This window comes from Nocardia sp. NPDC046473 (genome assembly GCF_040645995.1).
Taxonomy (GTDB): domain Bacteria; phylum Actinomycetota; class Actinomycetes; order Mycobacteriales; family Mycobacteriaceae; genus Nocardia.
Genome location: NZ_JBEYZJ010000004.1, coordinates 462,619 through 478,574, shown reverse-complemented (window position 1 = coordinate 478,574; position 15,956 = coordinate 462,619). Strand labels below are relative to the sequence as shown.

Genomic DNA, 15,956 nt, shown 5'->3' with positions numbered 1-15,956 from the left:
AGAACGGTTGTCTCCCATGACTACTGCTGTCCCGCACCTCACCGGCAACTACGCACCCGTCACCGAAGAACTGACCGCCCACGATCTCGCCGTCACCGGGCAGATCCCGCCCGAGCTCACCGGCTGGTACCTGCGCAACGGCCCGAACCCGCACGAGGCCGCGTCCCGGCACTGGTTCGCCGGCGACGGCATGGTGCACGGGGTGCGGATCGAGAACGGCTGCGCCGTCTCCTACCGCAACCGCTGGGTGCGCACCTCGACCTTCACCGACGGCACCCGCAGCTATAGCGAAACGGGCGAGCGGAACTTGGCGGCCGGTGTCGCCAACACCCACGTCATCCGGCACGCGGGACGCACGCTGGCGTTGGTCGAAACGTCCTATCCCTATGAATTGACCTGCGAGCTGGACACCGTCGGCCCCTACGATTTCGACGGCAAGCTGCACACCGCGATGACCGCGCACCCCAAGACCTGCCCGGTCACCGGCGAGCTGCACTTCTTCGGCTACGAGGTGATCGGGGAGCCGTTCCTGACCTACCACCGCGCCGACGCCGACGGCAATCTGCTGCTCAGCCGTCCCATCGACGTGCCTGCCGCGACGATGCAGCACGACTTCAATCTCACCGCCGAGCATGTCGTATTCATGGATCTGCCGGTCGTTTTCGACCTGGCGACCGTGGCCGCCGGCGACGGCATGCCGTTCCGCTGGAGCGACAGCTACCAGGCGCGACTCGGCGTGCTGCGGCGTGACGACCCGTTCGGCGAGGTCCGCTGGTTCCCGATCGACCCCTGCTATGTCTTCCACTCGCTCAACGCGTACGACGAGCCGGGCAAGATCGTGCTGTACGTGATGCGCTACGCGGAGCTGTGGCGCGCCGATTCACACGGCTTCGACAAGTCGACCCTGTGGCGCTGGACCATCGATCTCACCGCAGGCACCGTCACCGAGGAACAACTCGACGATCGCAACGCGGAGTTCCCGCGGGTGGACGATCGCCTGGTCGGTCTGGACGCGCGTTTCGGGCATGCCTCGGTGGCCGGCGATTCCGGTGCCCTCGTGCGCTATGACCTCCATACCGGCAGCCAGGCCTCGCACGAGTTCGGTCCCGGTCGGATTCCGGGTGAAGCCGCCTTCGCGCCCGCCGACCAGAATCCCGGCGGGCACGGCTATCTCATGACCTATGTCTACAACGCCGAAACCGACCGTAGCGATCTGACCATCCTGAATGCCGACGACGTGGCCGCCGCCCCGGTGGCCACCATCCACCTGCCGCAGCGTGTCCCGTTCGGGTTCCACGGAAGTTGGCTCGCGGATAAGTAGTTCGCGACGAGGCCGCGGCGGGCTTGGTACCGCCGCGGTTTTCCGTGTCCGGTGAACGCGTCAGCCGGGCTGGAGACCTTGGGGGAGTGGGGTTCTCGTGGTGTGGGCGGTCAGCCGATGACGGCGTTCATGATGGTGCCCGCGCTTGTCGCGACGACACCGCCGATCATGGCGCCCGCCACCATCTTCGGGGAGTCGAGTCCGCCGCCGGTCCACTTCTCCCACGCGAACTTGCCGCCCGCGTAGATGATGGCGGTGATGCCCGCCAGCAGGACGAACCAGGTGAAGTAGCGGACCAGTTGGAGGAACTTGTCGGAGACCGGCGGAGCCTCGGGGCTGGGGTTGCCGATCTGAGCAAGCAGTGTGTCGTGCACGGCGAGCAGGATCATCGTGGTCAGCTCATTCTGGATTCGGGACAGGGCAGGATTCGCTGACTGCGATGGTATCGGTTTGTTCGCTGCAATGCAGTCGGGTCGGTGCAGCGCAGTGAAGTTCGGCGTCGCCGGGGCCTTGCCGGGGTTGCTGTCGGTCGGGATGATGGGTGGGGCGGGGTGCTCGAAGACCCGGTCGCCGCGCACCGCCGGTGCCGTCGGCGGGTTGTCTCGCACTACTGCTTGGGGGCGAGTCCGCTGGTGATACCGCGGAGCGTGAGCTCGCAAGGCCGGCAATCGTGGTCGACGCCGGGTGGTTCTACCCGCGGTGGCCACACGAGTGTCGCCGTGCCCGTATCCTCATCCAAGATCGAATTCATCGGTGGTTTAACAGCTTTCGCGTGGCAGCTCGGCGGCGGCAAAGTTGTAGTGGAGCGTAGGGAGTAGACGGTGAGCATCATTTTGACGTCGATCGGGGATACCTTCACGACCCTGGCGCAGGTCAGCAACCCGACCCCGCAGGCGCCGCCCTTGTCGGACAAGCTGTTACAGATGGTCCGCTACCTCACCTGGTTCGCGCTGCTCTCCGGGATCCTCGCCATCATCTTCGCGGGCGGCAAGTTCGCCTGGGAGAAGTGGCAGGGTGGCGCGCTGCAATCGCCGAAGATGATCGCGGGCGCCATGATCGGCGGCGTTGTCGCGACAAGCGCGGGCACCATCATGAACGCCGTGCTCGGTACCTAGGCGTCGCTCGGCAAATCCTTGGCTATACTCCTGCGCGGATCTCTCGCAATGTCCGATCGGATCGGAAGCAGGGAAAAAACCTATGGGCGAGACCGACGGCGGAATGTCGCGCCGGGCCATGTTCGGCTTGGCGGCGACTGTGGCGGCGTCCGCGGTCGGGTTGTCGGCGTGTGACGGATCCGGCGACCCGTCGTCCGGCCCCGTCACCACGGCACCGAGCGCTGCCGAGGCGATCGCCAAGGACGCCTACATCTTCGGTTTCCCGCTGGTCCTGATGGACGTCACCAAGGCGGCCGCCGCGGCGAGTACCCCGGCCAATCGGTTCCAGCACGCTGCGGCGCTACCGACGCCCGCACGCCGGGATGTGGTGCGGCTCAACCTGGACACGCTGTATTCGTCGGCGTGGCTGGACCTGCGGGCCGAGCCGATGGTGTTGCAGGTGCCTGTGATGGACGGCGGCCGGTACTGGCTGATGCAGTTGCTCGACGCGTGGACCAATACCGTGCACAACCCGAGCAGCGTTCGGCCACAGGCGAAGTCGGGTGCGCCGTTCGCCTATGCCATCGTCGGGCCCGGCTGGACCGGCACGCTGCCGGACGATGTCACCCCGTTGCCGGTACCGACGCCGACGGTGTGGCTGCTCGGCCGGATTCAGGTCAACGGCGTGGACGACCTTCCCGCGGTGCATGCGCTGCAACAGCAATTGCAACTGGTGTCGCTCAGTGACTGGACCGCGCGACGACCGGCGCCAACCGTTCCATCTGCGCCGCAAGCAGTTTCGACGCCGCCGGCCAAACAGGTCGCCGAGATGGACGCGCGGACCTTCTTCGACCGGCTGTGCGCGGTGCTGGCGATCAACCCGCCCGCCCCCGGCGATGCCCCCGCCATGAAACGTCTTGCCACGATCGGCATCACGCCGGGCGGTAGCGTCGTCGGCCTGTCCGACACCGAACTGGCCTCGGCGGTAGGCACAGCGCGACAACAGATTCCGGTCTACCTCGATCCGAAGTCGGTGAACGAGAACGGCTGGACCTTCGATCCCGATATCGGCGCCTACGGCACCAACTACCTGCAGCGGGCCGCCGTCGCGTGGAAAGGGTTGGGCGCCAACCTGCCTCAGGACGCGATCTATCCGACGCTGTTCGCCACGGCCGGTGCCAACGGCAGCACCGGCCGGTTCCGGCTGCATTTCCCGGCGGGCCAGACCCCGCCGGTCGACGCCTTCTGGTCGCTGACCGCCTACGACGCCGACAGCTACCTGATGTCCAACCCGGCCGGGATCTACGCGATCGGCCACCAGATCCCGGTGGTGCCCAACCCCGATGGCTCCGTCGACCTCGCGGTTCAGCAGGCCGACCCGGGTCCGTCGGTCCCGCCGGGCAACTGGCTGCCCATCCCGGAGTCGGGCCAGTTCTCGCTCACCCTGCGGTTGTATGCACCGAAAGACGAGGCAATCCAAGCTCGATGGCAACCGCCGCGACTGACACCAGTGCCCTGAGGTCGTCCGAACAGGTCGCCGCGCGCGCTGCCGACGAGACGGCTGAGCAATCGGAAAGCAACTGGGGTGACGACGGCACGTTCGACCTGCCCGTATGCCTCCGCAGGCTCGACTGAGCTGGGCGTTCGAGCACGGTCACTCGAACATCGGAATTAAGTAAACGGGTTTTACTAAACACTGTTCACAAGCCCTGGTTCTGTGGTTCCATCGTTTCTGGAACGTGTTCCACACAACGTTGTGAGGTCTGCAGTCCAGACCGGTAGGAGATAGCCCCGTGACCGTGACCACGCCCGCGATTCCCGCAGGATTCGATTTCACCGACCCCGACATGCTCGCCAGCCGACTGCCCGTGCAGGAGTTCGCCGAGCTGCGCCGCACCGCCCCCGTGTGGTGGTGCGCGCAGTCCGGCCGGGCCAGCGGCTTCGATGACGGCGGCTACTGGGTCGTGTCCAAGCTCGACCACATCAAAGAGATCTCGAAGCACCCCGAGCTGTACTCCTCGCACGAGAACGGCTCGATCATCCGGTTCAACGAGGAAGTGACACCGGAGCAGATCGGCATGCTCAGCGACATGCTGCTGATCAACCTCGATCCGCCCAAGCACACCAAGGTGCGCCGCATCATCTCGAAGGGCTTCACGCCGCGCGCGATCGAGAGCCTGCGCGCCGCGCTCACCGAGCGGGCGGCCAAGATCGTGCACGACGCCAAGAAGACCGGCCGCGGCGACTTCGTCGAGCAGGTCGCCTGCGAGCTGCCGCTGCAGGCCATCGCCGAGCTCATCGGCATCCCGCAGGAGGATCGCCGCAAGATCTTCGACTGGTCCAACCAGATGATCTCCTACGACGATCCCGAATTCGAGGGCGATCACCAGGCGGCGACGGCCGAGGTGATGGGCTACGCGTGGAACATGGCCGAGGACCGCCGCAAGTGCCCGGCCGACGACATCGTCACCCAGCTGGTCAACGCCGATATCGACGGCGAGGGCCTGGCCTCCGACGAGTTCGCCTTCTTCGTCATCCTGCTCTCGGTGGCCGGCAACGAGACCACCCGCAACTCGATCACGCACGGCATGAAGGCGTTCGTGGACAACCCGGACCAGTGGGAGCTGTACAAGGCGCAGCGGCCGCGCACCGCGCCCGACGAGATCGTCCGCTGGGCCACGCCGGTGAACGCCTTCCAGCGCACCGCGACCCAGGATCTCGAACTCGGCGGCCAGCAGATCAAGAAGGGCCAGCGGATCGGGCTGTTCTACGGCTCGGCGAACTACGACGAGGAAGCGTTCCAGGATCCGTTCAGCTTCGATGTGCTGCGCAATCCCAACCCACACGTCGGTTTCGGCGGCACCGGCACGCACTACTGCGTCGGCGCGAATCTGGCCCGGTTGCAGATCGATCTGATGTTCAACGCCATCGCCGACGCGATGCCGAATCTGCGTCAGGTCGCAGAACCTGTGCGATTGCGTTCCGGCTGGTTGAACGGCATCAAGCGGTGGGATGTCGAATACGCTTGAATCACAGGATGAGTAACCCCACCAAACCCCGGGGCCGCTCGCCGATCGTGACCGACGCTGAGATCCGGCGGGTGGCCAGGACGTTGCTTGTCGACCATGGACAAGCGGCGGTGAGCCTGCGTGCGATCGCGCGCGAGCTCGGCATCACCGCACCCGCGCTGTACCGCTATTACGGGTCCTTGGACGACCTGTTGGAACGGCTGCGCCTGGAATTCTGTGCCGATCTCGGCGACGAGTTGTCCGCCGAGATCGCCACGCTGCCCGACGACGGCGTGGTGCAGTTCTTCGCCATTTGCAAGGGATTCCGCCGCTGGGCGCTGGCGCACACCAGGGAGTTCACCCTGGTGTTCGCCTCGCCCGGCGGCGGCGAAGCCCGCGCGCTGCGCCGCTTCGACGAGCCGTTCGGACGGATCTTTCTCGCGGCGGCGGGCCGGTTGCTGGCCAACTACGACATCGTCACGCCGCCTACCGACGTCATTCCGCCGGAGCTGCGCGAAGATCTGGTGCACTTCCAGACCGAACTGCTCGCGGCGTTGTCGGAGTCCGGGCAGAAGTTCCCGGCGGAGAAGCTCGACCTGGGCGTGATGTACCTGATGATCCAGATGTGGGCGCGCCTCTACGGGCACGTCACCCTCGAGGTCTTCGGCAACTACCCGATCCCGCTGTCCAACCCGGAGATCCTCTTCGATGCCATGCTTCTCGACCTCGGCCACGCCGCCGGCCTACTGACCGACTAGCTCAGATGCGCGCGCCCTTCGCGCGGTTGCAGGCGCGGCACAGGATCTGCAGGTTGGTGGCGCTGGTCGCGCCGCCGCGGCTGAGCGGGATGATGTGGTCGAACTCGAGGTAGTGGCTGTCGCCGCATTCGACGCATTTGCCGCCGTCGCGCTGCCAGACTTCGGCTTTCACCTCCTGCGGGATGCTGCGGGTGTCGAGCTGACCGGGAGTGAGGATCAGGCGCTTGGCCACCCGTAGCGCGCCCTCGAGTGCGGCGGCGACGTAGTCCGGGTCGCTGACGGTGAAGGTGGCGCCGCCGCGCGACGAGGTCGCCGCGAGCACCACCGCGTTCTGCTCGGTATGCACGGAAACGACACGGGACCACAGCAATTCGGTGCCCGTGCCGTCGCCGACGAAGCGCAGCTTCTTGTTGCTGACGATCATCCTGCCCTCGGTGAGCCGCGGGCCGCGGGCCAGTTGGCGGACGTGCACCGCGGGCAGATCCAGATGCACCTTCTCCTCGGGATCGAGGTGCAGGCCCGGCGTCCGCATCACCGGCAGGTCGCCCGCGCGCAGCCGGGACAGGGTGCGGCCGCGATGCATTCGGCGACGCAGGTCCTCGATCAATGGACCGGCCAGGGCCAGTTCGGTGACGGCGTTCTCGAATGCCGCCAGCTCGTCGTGCTCGACCTCGCCGTCGGCGAAGGTGAAGGTGACCAACCGCTCCACATAGCTGAGCGCCGCGTCGCGCAACGCCTCGCGGCCCGCGCTCTCCTCGATTCGCTGATACCGCAAGGACGCCCACAGTGCCGCCCACTCGGGGCCGCGCGGCCCGTGCGCGGTGAGCACCCGCCACGCCTGGGTGTGCCAGTGGGTGAGGAACTCCTCGATCTCCGTTTCACACGACTGGCACGGTGCGAGGCCGCCGAACATCTTGCGGCGGCGGAGGTTTCCGCAGCGGTCGCAGTGCCGGTCGCGGGGCTGGTGGCGCTGGTGGGTGGCGCTGGTCCATTCGGTGCCGTCCCACCACCGCAACCGGGCCGGGTTCTCCGGGTCCGAATGCCAGTCGGCCAGTTCGGGATTCGGTGGCGGGGCGGGCGCGGGTATCGGGTCGGCCAGGCGTCGGGCGAGATCGACCGGGCGTTGCTGGTGCGAGCGAGTCGCGGGCGGGTCGAGCAGATCCGTGTGCCGCATTCGGGGATTCGTCGGGGCCTGCTCCTGATCGAACGCGTCGCCGTCGACGGGAATGCGCTCCAGCGTCGGGGGCTGCGGTGCGCGGCCACCGAACGGGTTCGCCGGGTGTGACGTTCGCGGCTGCTCGTCGACGCTGACGCCGAATTCGGTGACCAGCCCGGGCAATCCGGTGGACCAGCCCTGGGCGATGGCGCGGAATCGCCACTGCCCGTCCCTGCGGTAGAACTCGCCGAACATCAGCGCGGTGACGGGGTCGGCGTCCTCGATCTCGAACCCGGCCATCGGGCCGTGCGCGTCGTGAATGGTGAGGGACAGGCCGGTGAGGTCGCCGAAGGTGCCGTCGTCGATCGACCCGGTGATCAGGATCCGCGCCACGTCCGACTCGGTGCGCGGCAGCGAAACACTCAGCCGGGCGGTCCGCGGCGCGGGCTCTTGATCCAGGGTCACCGCCTGGGAAACATGGCGCGGGGCGTTGTAGAACACCAGATCGCGATCCGTGCGCACCCTGCCCGACTCGTCGAGCAAGAGGGCATGCGCGTCTACCGCGTGTTCCGACCGCCACGAAACAACCACGGCAAGAAGGGATGTCGGTACCGCTGCATTGGCGCCTTTGCTGAGTTTCATCGTGCTCGAACTATGCCACGACCCTCCGACACGCCGACTCAGCCGACCCCGCTACTCGGCGGGCCGCACGCCGTCAGCGGGTGTTTTCGGGCTGATTCAGCGAGCTACACGGTCCGTCGCCGCGCGCAAGGTGGCGGCGGCCTTGAGCACCATCTCGTGGTATTCGTCCTCGGCGTCGGAGTCGAGCACGATGGCGCCGCCCGCGCCGATCCGCCAGCGGCCGTCGTAGCGCACGGCGGTGCGGATGACGATGTTGAGGTCGGCGGTGCCGCCGAGCCCGAGGAAGCCGATGGTGCCGGAATAGATGCCGCGCGCCTCGGTCTCCAACTCGTCGATGATCTCCATGGTGCGCAGCTTCGGCGCGCCGGTCATCGAGCCGCCGGGGAAACACGCACGCAGGCAGTCGATCACGCCGACGCTGGGGCGCAGCGTGCCGCGCACCGTGGAAACCAGTTGGTGCATCGTCATATACGACTCGATGGCCATCAGCTTCGGCACGTGCACGCTGCCGATCTCGCACACCCGGCCCAGGTCGTTGCGCAGCAGGTCGACGATCATCAGGTTCTCGGCCCTGGTCTTCGGGCTGTCGGCCAGTTCGCGGGCCAGCCGTTCGTCCTCGGCGGGCGTGCTGCCGCGCGGGGCGGTGCCCTTGATCGGCTTGCTCTCCACCGTGTGGCTCCGGTCGATCTTCAGGAAGCGTTCCGGTGAGGAGCAGGCGATTTCGAGGTCGTCGAAGCGCAGGAACGCCGCGTACGGGGCCGGATTGCAGCGGCGCAACGTGCGGTAGAAGTCGAGGCCGCCGTCCTCGACGGCGGGCACGGTGACGCTGTCGGTGAGGCAGATCTCGTAGGACTCGCCCGCGAGCAGTCGTTCCCGGCAGATCGCGATGTCGGCGAGGTAGCGTTCCCGGCCGCGGGTCAGCAGCGGCTCGACCATGTCGCCGTCCGATGGCACTTCCAGGGTCGGTGGATTCGCCCATGTCGGAAGGGTTTCCAGGGTTTCGCCGGTGTCGCGCAGCCAGTCGGCGCCCGCGCGCAGCGAGTCGGCCGTCGAATCCGTCAGCGACAGTAGATGGGTGCGGCCGCCGACGTGGTCGACCACCACGATCCGGTCGGCGAAGATCCACTGCGCGTCCGGTGTCGGCGCTCGATGAGCCGCCCGTCCGCCCGTATCGGCCTTCACCTCATACCCCAGATACCCGACGTACCCGCCCGCGAAATCGAAAGGCAGATCGGGCAGTTCGAGGTGGCGCAACCGCAGTTCGGCGGCCAGATAGTCGAGCACGCCACCGGCGACCACGCGCCGATTCCCGTCCGAGGATTCGACGGTCACCTCGCCCGTACCGACCCGGTAGCGCACCACCTCCGCCAGCGGTCCGCTCGCGTCACCCAGGAACGAGAACCGGTCGAGGCCCGGCTCGACGTGTTCGCTGTCGAGCCAGAAAGCGGTGGGGGAGTTGCCATACAGCCGGACGAACGCGCTCTCGGTATCGATCGGCCGGTCGAGCACGGCGTGCTGCAGTTGCCAGTGCCGGGGCGGGCCGCCGTAGCGATCGAGGATCTCAGGGCGCGCCGAACCTGCTGCGCCGCTGAGTAAACCGCTGCCCAGCGCGCCGAATTGCTCGACAAGGGCCGGGAATTGCTCGGGGGAAAGCGTGGATTGTGTTGTCTCCAAACGGGATTGCGCGACGTCCGGTGAGGCGATGGTGACCGGCCGTAGCCGCATGGTCACCTGGTCCGGTCGCCCCGACGCCGTCGCCCGGCCGGTCGCGCGCGCCCGGTGTGCCGCAGTCAGTTTCGCGAAGTTGCGCAGCAGCGCGGCGCCGTATTCGCTGGCGATCGACTCGGGATGGAACTGCACGCCCCACTGCGGCCGGGTGCGATGCCGCACTCCCATGATCACCCCGTCGGCGGCCGTCGCGGTGATTTCCAGGCCGTCCGGCAGCGGCTGCTCGGCGCACAGTGAGTGGTATCGGACGGCGGTGAAACCCTGGGGCAGGCCCGCGAAGAGGTCCTGATCGTCGTGTTCGATCCGGTCGAGGTAGCCGTGCCGCGCGGCCGGGGCGATCGCGACGGTGCCGCCCGCGGCGACCACGATGCCCTGATGTCCGAGGCAGACGCCGAGCAATGGCAGATCCGTCTCGCGGATCACCGCGGCCGAGATGCCGACATCGCGGGCGACGTCCGGTCGGCCCGGTCCGGGCGAGATGACGATGTTGTCGAAGCGGGCCAATTCCAGCTCGCCGACCTCGTCATTGCGCACGACAGTCGGCTCGATGCCGTTCACCTCGCTGATCAGCTGATACAGGTTATAGGTGAACGAGTCGTAATTGTCGATCAACAACGTGCGCATGGTGCTCGAAACCCTACGCCGCGCCGGTTGGGCGTAACTGTCGTCTAGTGCCCTCAGTTCGGTTCGACGGGTGGTGCACAATGTTGGACATGTCTGTTGCGCAACCAGTTGGCGTGGATCCGGCACTCGTCGACTTCGCCCTCGTCGGCAAGTGGATGGATGAGCAGGGCCTGCCCGCAGGCGAATTCGAGGAGGTGACCGCGCTCGGCGGCGGGACGCAGAACGTCATGCTCCGGTTCGGTCGCGGCGGCGCGGACTATGTGCTGCGCCGCGGCCCGAAGCATCTGCGCACCAAGAGCAACGACGTGATCCGGCGCGAGGCCAGGCTGCTCGGCGCGATCAACGGCACCGATGTGCGCGCGCCGCGGGTGATCGCGGCCTGCCCCGACGACTCGGTGATCGGCGCGGTGTTCTATCTGATGGAGCCGATCGACGGCTTCAATCCGGCCAACGAGCTGCCGGAGTTGCACGCGGGCGATCCGGCGATCCGCAAGGAGATGGGCCTGTCCGCGGTCGAGGCCATCGCCCGGCTCGGCGCGCTCGACTATCAGGCCCTCGGATTGTCCGATTACGGCAAGCCCGACGGCTTCCTGGAGCGTCAGGTGCCGCGCTGGCTCGGCGAACTCGAGTCGTACTCGGCCAACGAGGGCTACCCCGGCCCGCAGATCCCGGGCGTCGAGCGGACCGGCGAGTGGCTGGACCGCAATCGGCCCGCGCAGTGGACGCCGGGCATCCTGCACGGCGACTGCCACCTCGCGAACATGATGTTCTCCTTCGACGGCCCCGAGGTTGCGGCCATGGTCGACTGGGAGATGTCGACCATCGGTGATCCGCTGCTCGATCTGGGCTGGCAGATCGCGACCAGGCCGGAGCCGGGCAGCACCGGGGCCGCGCTGGTCGGCAAGCTCGGCGCCGCGGGCGGGCTGCCCACTCCGGACGAGATGGTGGCCCACTACGGCAAGTTCTCCGACCGTGACCTCGGTGCCGTCCCGTGGTACACCGTGCTCGCCTGTTTCAAGCTCGGCATCGTGCTGGAGGGCACGCACGCCCGTGCGTTCGCGGGCAAGGCGCCCAAGCAGGTCGGCGACTTCCTGCACGCCATCACGCTGGAACTGTTCGAGCGTGCGCAGCAGCTGATGGAGTAATTGTCGGGATGTTACCGACAGTTGGCTGAATATCAGTGGTTGGCGATATACGGCCAGGTTAAGTTTGCGGCATGCCGATCGTTCCTGATGTGAAGAACTGGACCTGGGTGCTCGAACGTGCCTGTGCCGAATGCGGTTTCGACCCTGCCGCGGTCCGCTACGAGGATGTGCCGCCACTGACGCGCGACACCGCGTCGCGATTCGCCGAGGTGCTGGCTCGTCCCGATGCCCGGGTCCGCCCGGACGAATCGACCTGGTCGTCGCTGGAATACGGTGCGCACGTCCGCGACGTGTGCCGCCTCTTCGACACCCGCCTCGCGCAGATGTTGAGCGGTACGGACGACACGGACTCGCGCTTCGCGAACTGGGACCAGGACGAGACCGCCGTGACCGATCGGTACGACCAGCAGGACCCGGCGCAGGTCGCCACCGAACTTGCCGCCGCGGCCGAGGCGATCGCGCACGCCTTCGAGTCGGTTCCGCTCGATGAACGAGGCCGGCGCGGCGAACGCAGCGACGGGGCCGGCTTCACGGTCGACTCGTTCGCGCGCTACTTCATCCACGACCTGGTCCACCACGTGCACGACGTGCGCGGCTGATATTCGAACCGGGACTAGAACGTGTTCCGGACCCTCGACCGCCGGTACCGCTGAATTTTCAACTCGGTACTAGAACGCGTTCCATTTTTGCCTTAGTGTGGGTGCAGTCACATATAAGCACGTGCATGCGAGAGGGTCGACAGGAATGAAGACGAAGGGCGCGATCCTGTGGGGGATCGACCAACCGTGGTCGGTAGAAGAGATCGAGGTCGGCGATCCGGTCTCCGGCGAGGTGCAGATCCGGCTGGAAACAGCGGGCATGTGCCATTCGGACCATCACATCGTCACCGGCGCGACGCCGATGCCCGCCTTCCCGGTGATGGGCGGGCACGAGGGCGCGGGCGTGATCACCAAGCTCGGGCCGAACTGCCCCACCGATCTGGCGGTGGGTGATCATGTCATCCTGTCGTTCATTCCCGCGTGCGGGCGCTGTCCGTCCTGCGTGAGCGGCAATATGGCGCTGTGCGATCTGGGTGCGGGGCTGCTGATGGGGCAGGCGATCAGCGACGGCACCTACCGGATCCAGGCGCGCGGCGAGAACGTCATCCCGATGTGCCTGCTCGGCACGTTCGCGCCGTACATGACGGTGCATCACACCTCGGTCGTGAAGATCGACCCGAGCATCCCGTTCGAGGTGGCCTGCCTGGTCGGCTGTGGTGTGCCGACCGGCTTCGGCTCGGCCACCCACGTCGCGCAGGTCGAGCCGGGTGAGACCGTGGTGATCGCGGGCATCGGCGGTGTCGGCATGAGCGCGCTGCAGGGCGCGGTGCTCTCCGGTGCGTCGAAAGTCGTTGCCATCGACCCGAATCCGTGGAAGCGCGAGCAGGCGCAGAAGTTCGGCGCCACGCACACCTACGAGAGCATGGCCGCGGCGATCATGCCGCTGATGGACGCCACCGAGGGACGGATGGCCGAGAAGGTCATTCTCACCATGGGCGAGATGCACGGCGACTACGTCGAAGAGGGGCTGATCCTCACCGCCAAGGCCGGCACGCTCGTCGTCACCTCGATGGGCCGGATGGACGCCGGCGACGTCAAGATGAACAGCTTCCTGCTGTCCATGCTGCAGAAGACCGTGAAGGGCACCATCTTCGGCGGCGGCAACGCGCGCCAGGACGCGCCGAACCTGCTCCGCCTGTACAAGGCGGGCCAGCTCAACCTGGACGACATGGTCACCCGCAGCTACTCCCTGGAGGAGATCAACCAGGGCTACCAGGACATGCTGGACGGCAAGAACATCCGCGGCATCATCAAGTACACCGAAGCCGACTGGTAATCAGCGTGCTTGTACAGCGTGCTTGTGACTACGCCGAGCTGACGCTCGGCTAGGGCAGCGTGCTTGTGACTACGCCGAGCTGACGCTCGGCTAGGTCACAAGCCCACTTTGTCCATTGGGCTTGGTCGCTGGCGCTCCCGCGCCGTATACAGATTGGTTGTATGCCGTCCGGTGGGAGCCCTGGCGGCGTAGTCACAAGTTCCGTCAGGATGTTTTCGCCATCGAGCGGGTGGCCAGCGTTGTTGCGACCTGGGCTATCAGGTCGTAGGGGATGGGTTTGGTGAGTGGGAACTTCAGGGTTCCCTTGCCTGCTCGGTATGGTTCGACGGCGCGGTTGAAGGCCTTGTCGCCGTCCGGGATCGGGTAGAGGCTGATGTGCTTCTTCCAACCGGCGAAGTGGACGGTGTTGTGGCCGTTCACCGCGAAGGCGGGGATGTCGTAGCTGATCCTCTCCGTCGCTTCCGGTAGGGCGCGCTGGATGGTGTGTCGGATTTCCTCGAGGATGCCGCGGACGTCTTCGGGAAACGCGGCGATGTAGGTGTCGATGGTTGCGGGCTGCTCTGCCACGAGGTCCCTCGATTCCGTGCTGGGTATCGATCGAATCGTTGAAGAATGGGTGCAGCCTCATCAGTGTAGGCAGCTCCGACGCCCGGTTAAAGGGCCTTGCGATACCAGCACTCCGCATACATCTCGTCGTTGTGCGGCGTCGACTCTTCGTACCCGAGCCGGGCATACAGCGCCCTGGCCTCCACTAGATCGAGTCGGGTATCGAGCACGATCTTTTCCGCACCGAGCGTGCGTGCATGATGCTCGGCGGCCGCGACGAGAAGCGCTGCGCCACCCTTGCCACGCGCGCCCGCGAGCAGGAACATTCGACTCAGCTCCGCAGTCACCTCATCGAGCAACCGCACCCCCGCCGTCCCGACAGGTTCACCCCGGTACCTGGCAACCAGCAATACCCCGCGCGGCGAAACGAATTCGGCGCCCGTAGCCGCCGCGATCTCGCGCTCGAGTTCCCCCGGATCAGTCGCCCGCCCTTCGTGCAGCTGATACCAACGGTCGCTCACTTCGGTGTAATAGGCGCGCCACAGCACGGCGGCAGCGGGGGAGTCGAAGTCTGCTGGCGCGACAGTCCACGAGTCCGAAGCAGGCACCGCGTCAGGCTAGCGGCGACAACTTGCCTGCTGCGCACCGATTGTTTCCGAGCGCACGAAATCGCTGACGATTTCGTGCGCGGCAGGCAAACGGGTGCGCGGCAGGCAAACGGGTGCGCGGCAGGCAAACGGGTGCGCGGCGAGTGAAGGCGTGCGCGGCGAGTCAGCGCGTGCAGCGGAGTACGGCCTCGCGGAGGTTGCGGCTGCGGACGTCGTCGAGGACGGCGAGGCCCAGTCGGTTCATCGTGTAGCCGAAGCCGAGACCTGTTGCGGGGTCGGCGAATCCGAAGGAACCGCCGAGGCCGGTGGTGCCGTAGGCGCGCTTGTCGGAGCCGAAGCGGAACTCGCCACCGGACTTGCGGAAGCCGAGGTGGTAGCGAGTTTTGATGTGCAGCACCAGGTCTGCGGCGGGGACATCGTCGGCGGTGTTCGCGGCGGCCAGCTCGCCGAGCACGGTGTCGCCGATCGGGAGCGCGCCGGTACGGCCGGCCGCGGCGCCGTAGACGCGGGCCAGCGATCGGGCGTTGCCGACGCCGTTGGAGCCGGGCAGCTCCACCTCGAGGAATTCGCGTCGCGTCGCCCGCGCGGGACTGCCCGTGCGCGGATTGCTCAGCGCGGCGTAGGCGAACCCGCGCTTGGCGACGAACTCGGCGCCGATGCGCAGCGGGACATCACGTTCGTAGCGCAGGGCGGCCAGGCCGCGGGTGGCCGTCATGGTGGCGATGCGCTCCAGCCCTTGCTCGGCAGGCAGGCCGATGAAGAAATCCAGGCCGAGCGGTTTCGCGAAGTCCTCGGCGAAGATTCGGCCGAGCGTGCGGTGCTGCGGGTCGACCCGGCGCAGCAATTCGCCTTGATACAGGCCGAGGGTGATCGCGTGATAACCGTGCCGGGTGCCCGGCCGCCAGGCGGGCTTCTGCCCGGCGAGGATCGGTGCGAGCCCGTCCAGGTCCGCGATCTGACTCAGCCGGACCACCGAATCCAGGCCGGACAGCCCGGCCTGATGGTCGATCAGCTGGCGCACGGTGACTTTGTCCTTGCCATGCGTCGCGAACTCCGGCCAGTACTTCGCCACCGGCTGCTCGTAGTCGAGCAGACCCTTCGACACCGCCGCCGCGAGCGTGAACGCGGCCATGCCCTTCGTCGAGGAGAACACCGGAACGATCGTGTCGCGTTCCCACGGCAGCGTCCGGTGCCGATCGCGATGCCCCGCCCACAGATCCACCACCGGCCGATCGCCCGCGTACACCGCGACCGCGGCCCCGATCTCGCCGTGCTGGGCGAAGTTGCGCCGGAAAGCGTCGGCGACGGGCCCGAACCCGGACTCGACCTCGCCGTGGATCGTCAGCCTGTTCACCGTCGCAGCGTAGCGCGGGCGTCTCGTCGTTTCTGGTGGCCAGGAATCACGTCGACTTCGCGCTACGCCCGCAGGTGTCAGACCGAACGTTCCCATC

General features: G+C 67.0%; 14 protein-coding genes. 8 read left to right on the top strand and 6 right to left on the bottom strand.

The window, feature by feature from the left end; all coding sequences use genetic code 11:
* Positions 1 to 16: 16 nt before the first annotated feature.
* On the top strand, positions 17 to 1,321 hold the full coding sequence (locus ABZ942_RS16325; RefSeq protein ID WP_357382605.1) for a carotenoid oxygenase family protein: 1,305 nt from the start codon (positions 17 to 19) through the stop codon (positions 1,319 to 1,321).
* 110 nt (positions 1,322 to 1,431) lie between these two features.
* Here ABZ942_RS16325 and ABZ942_RS16320 read toward each other — a convergent pair whose 3' ends face one another.
* Positions 1,432 to 1,710: a hypothetical protein gene (locus tag ABZ942_RS16320; RefSeq protein WP_040733125.1), complete on the bottom strand. Its 279-nt coding sequence runs from the start codon at positions 1,708 to 1,710 to the stop codon at positions 1,432 to 1,434.
* 432 nt (positions 1,711 to 2,142) lie between these two features.
* Here ABZ942_RS16320 and ABZ942_RS16315 point away from each other — a divergent pair, with 432 nt between their 5' ends.
* The 4 genes from ABZ942_RS16315 (at position 2,143) to ABZ942_RS16300 (ending at position 6,181) form a co-directional block, all read left to right on the top strand.
* A complete protein-coding gene (locus ABZ942_RS16315; protein ID WP_357382603.1) occupies positions 2,143 to 2,436 on the top strand; it encodes a hypothetical protein in 294 nt (97 codons plus the stop codon).
* A gap of 82 nt (positions 2,437 to 2,518) precedes the next feature.
* A complete protein-coding gene (locus tag ABZ942_RS16310) occupies positions 2,519 to 3,934 on the top strand; it encodes a DUF1254 domain-containing protein (RefSeq protein WP_357382602.1) in 1,416 nt (471 codons plus the stop codon).
* A gap of 280 nt (positions 3,935 to 4,214) precedes the next feature.
* The gene (locus ABZ942_RS16305; RefSeq protein WP_357383187.1) at positions 4,215 to 5,444 is read left to right on the top strand and encodes a cytochrome P450; all 1,230 of its coding nucleotides are present in this window, start codon (positions 4,215 to 4,217) and stop codon (positions 5,442 to 5,444) included.
* Positions 5,445 to 5,452: 8 nt separating this feature from the next.
* Positions 5,453 to 6,181 carry a TetR/AcrR family transcriptional regulator gene (locus ABZ942_RS16300; RefSeq protein ID WP_357382600.1) on the top strand — a complete coding sequence of 243 codons (729 nt, stop codon included), beginning with the start codon at positions 5,453 to 5,455 and terminating at the stop codon, positions 6,179 to 6,181.
* A gap of 1 nt (position 6,182) precedes the next feature.
* Here ABZ942_RS16300 and ABZ942_RS16295 read toward each other — a convergent pair whose 3' ends face one another.
* Positions 6,183 to 7,979: a TerD family protein gene (locus tag ABZ942_RS16295; RefSeq protein WP_357382598.1), complete on the bottom strand. Its 1,797-nt coding sequence runs from the start codon at positions 7,977 to 7,979 to the stop codon at positions 6,183 to 6,185.
* Between the two features lie 96 nt (positions 7,980 to 8,075).
* The gene (pabB, locus tag ABZ942_RS16290) at positions 8,076 to 10,331 is read right to left on the bottom strand and encodes an aminodeoxychorismate synthase component I (RefSeq protein ID WP_357382596.1); all 2,256 of its coding nucleotides are present in this window, start codon (positions 10,329 to 10,331) and stop codon (positions 8,076 to 8,078) included.
* Positions 10,332 to 10,411: 80 nt separating this feature from the next.
* Between pabB and ABZ942_RS16285 the strand changes: the two genes are divergently transcribed.
* The 3 genes from ABZ942_RS16285 (at position 10,412) to ABZ942_RS16275 (ending at position 13,351) form a co-directional block, all read left to right on the top strand.
* Positions 10,412 to 11,476 (top strand): phosphotransferase family protein, encoded by a 1,065-nt coding sequence (locus ABZ942_RS16285; protein WP_357382594.1) that lies wholly within the window; start codon positions 10,412 to 10,414, stop codon positions 11,474 to 11,476.
* 71 nt (positions 11,477 to 11,547) lie between these two features.
* Positions 11,548 to 12,075 carry a DinB family protein gene (locus ABZ942_RS16280; RefSeq protein ID WP_357382592.1) on the top strand — a complete coding sequence of 176 codons (528 nt, stop codon included), beginning with the start codon at positions 11,548 to 11,550 and terminating at the stop codon, positions 12,073 to 12,075.
* Between the two features lie 145 nt (positions 12,076 to 12,220).
* Positions 12,221 to 13,351, top strand: coding sequence for an NDMA-dependent alcohol dehydrogenase (locus ABZ942_RS16275; RefSeq protein ID WP_357382590.1), 1,131 nt, complete (start codon positions 12,221 to 12,223; stop codon positions 13,349 to 13,351).
* Positions 13,352 to 13,555: 204 nt separating this feature from the next.
* Here the strand turns inward: ABZ942_RS16275 and ABZ942_RS16270 are convergent, their stop codons facing one another.
* The 3 genes from ABZ942_RS16270 to ABZ942_RS16260 all read right to left on the bottom strand — a co-directional run bounded on the left by ABZ942_RS16270 (position 13,556) and on the right by ABZ942_RS16260 (position 15,859).
* Positions 13,556 to 13,918, bottom strand: a complete 363-nt coding sequence (locus ABZ942_RS16270; protein ID WP_357382588.1) for a DUF1801 domain-containing protein — start codon at positions 13,916 to 13,918, stop codon at positions 13,556 to 13,558.
* A gap of 86 nt (positions 13,919 to 14,004) precedes the next feature.
* Positions 14,005 to 14,505, bottom strand: coding sequence for a GNAT family N-acetyltransferase (locus tag ABZ942_RS16265; protein ID WP_357382586.1), 501 nt, complete (start codon positions 14,503 to 14,505; stop codon positions 14,005 to 14,007).
* A 163-nt stretch (positions 14,506 to 14,668) separates the two neighbouring features.
* The gene (locus ABZ942_RS16260) at positions 14,669 to 15,859 is read right to left on the bottom strand and encodes a serine hydrolase domain-containing protein (protein WP_357382584.1); all 1,191 of its coding nucleotides are present in this window, start codon (positions 15,857 to 15,859) and stop codon (positions 14,669 to 14,671) included.
* Positions 15,860 to 15,956 lie beyond the last annotated feature (97 nt).

What these genes read in the sequence shown, in the direction of transcription:
- ABZ942_RS16285 (WP_357382594.1), top strand. Translation starts at nt 10,412, where the DNA reads ATGTTGGACATGTCTGTTGCGCAACCAGTTGGCGTGGATCCGGCACTC.
- ABZ942_RS16325 (WP_357382605.1), top strand. Translation starts at nt 17, where the DNA reads ATGACTACTGCTGTCCCGCACCTCACCGGCAACTACGCACCCGTCACC.
- ABZ942_RS16275 (WP_357382590.1), top strand. Translation starts at nt 12,221, where the DNA reads ATGAAGACGAAGGGCGCGATCCTGTGGGGGATCGACCAACCGTGGTCG.
- ABZ942_RS16310 (WP_357382602.1), top strand. Translation starts at nt 2,519, where the DNA reads ATGGGCGAGACCGACGGCGGAATGTCGCGCCGGGCCATGTTCGGCTTG.
- ABZ942_RS16320 (WP_040733125.1), bottom strand. Translation starts at nt 1,710, where the DNA reads ATGATCCTGCTCGCCGTGCACGACACACTGCTTGCTCAGATCGGCAAC.
- ABZ942_RS16280 (WP_357382592.1), top strand. Translation starts at nt 11,548, where the DNA reads ATGCCGATCGTTCCTGATGTGAAGAACTGGACCTGGGTGCTCGAACGT.
- ABZ942_RS16295 (WP_357382598.1), bottom strand. Translation starts at nt 7,979, where the DNA reads ATGAAACTCAGCAAAGGCGCCAATGCAGCGGTACCGACATCCCTTCTT.
- ABZ942_RS16300 (WP_357382600.1), top strand. Translation starts at nt 5,453, where the DNA reads ATGAGTAACCCCACCAAACCCCGGGGCCGCTCGCCGATCGTGACCGAC.
- pabB (WP_357382596.1), bottom strand. Translation starts at nt 10,331, where the DNA reads ATGCGCACGTTGTTGATCGACAATTACGACTCGTTCACCTATAACCTG.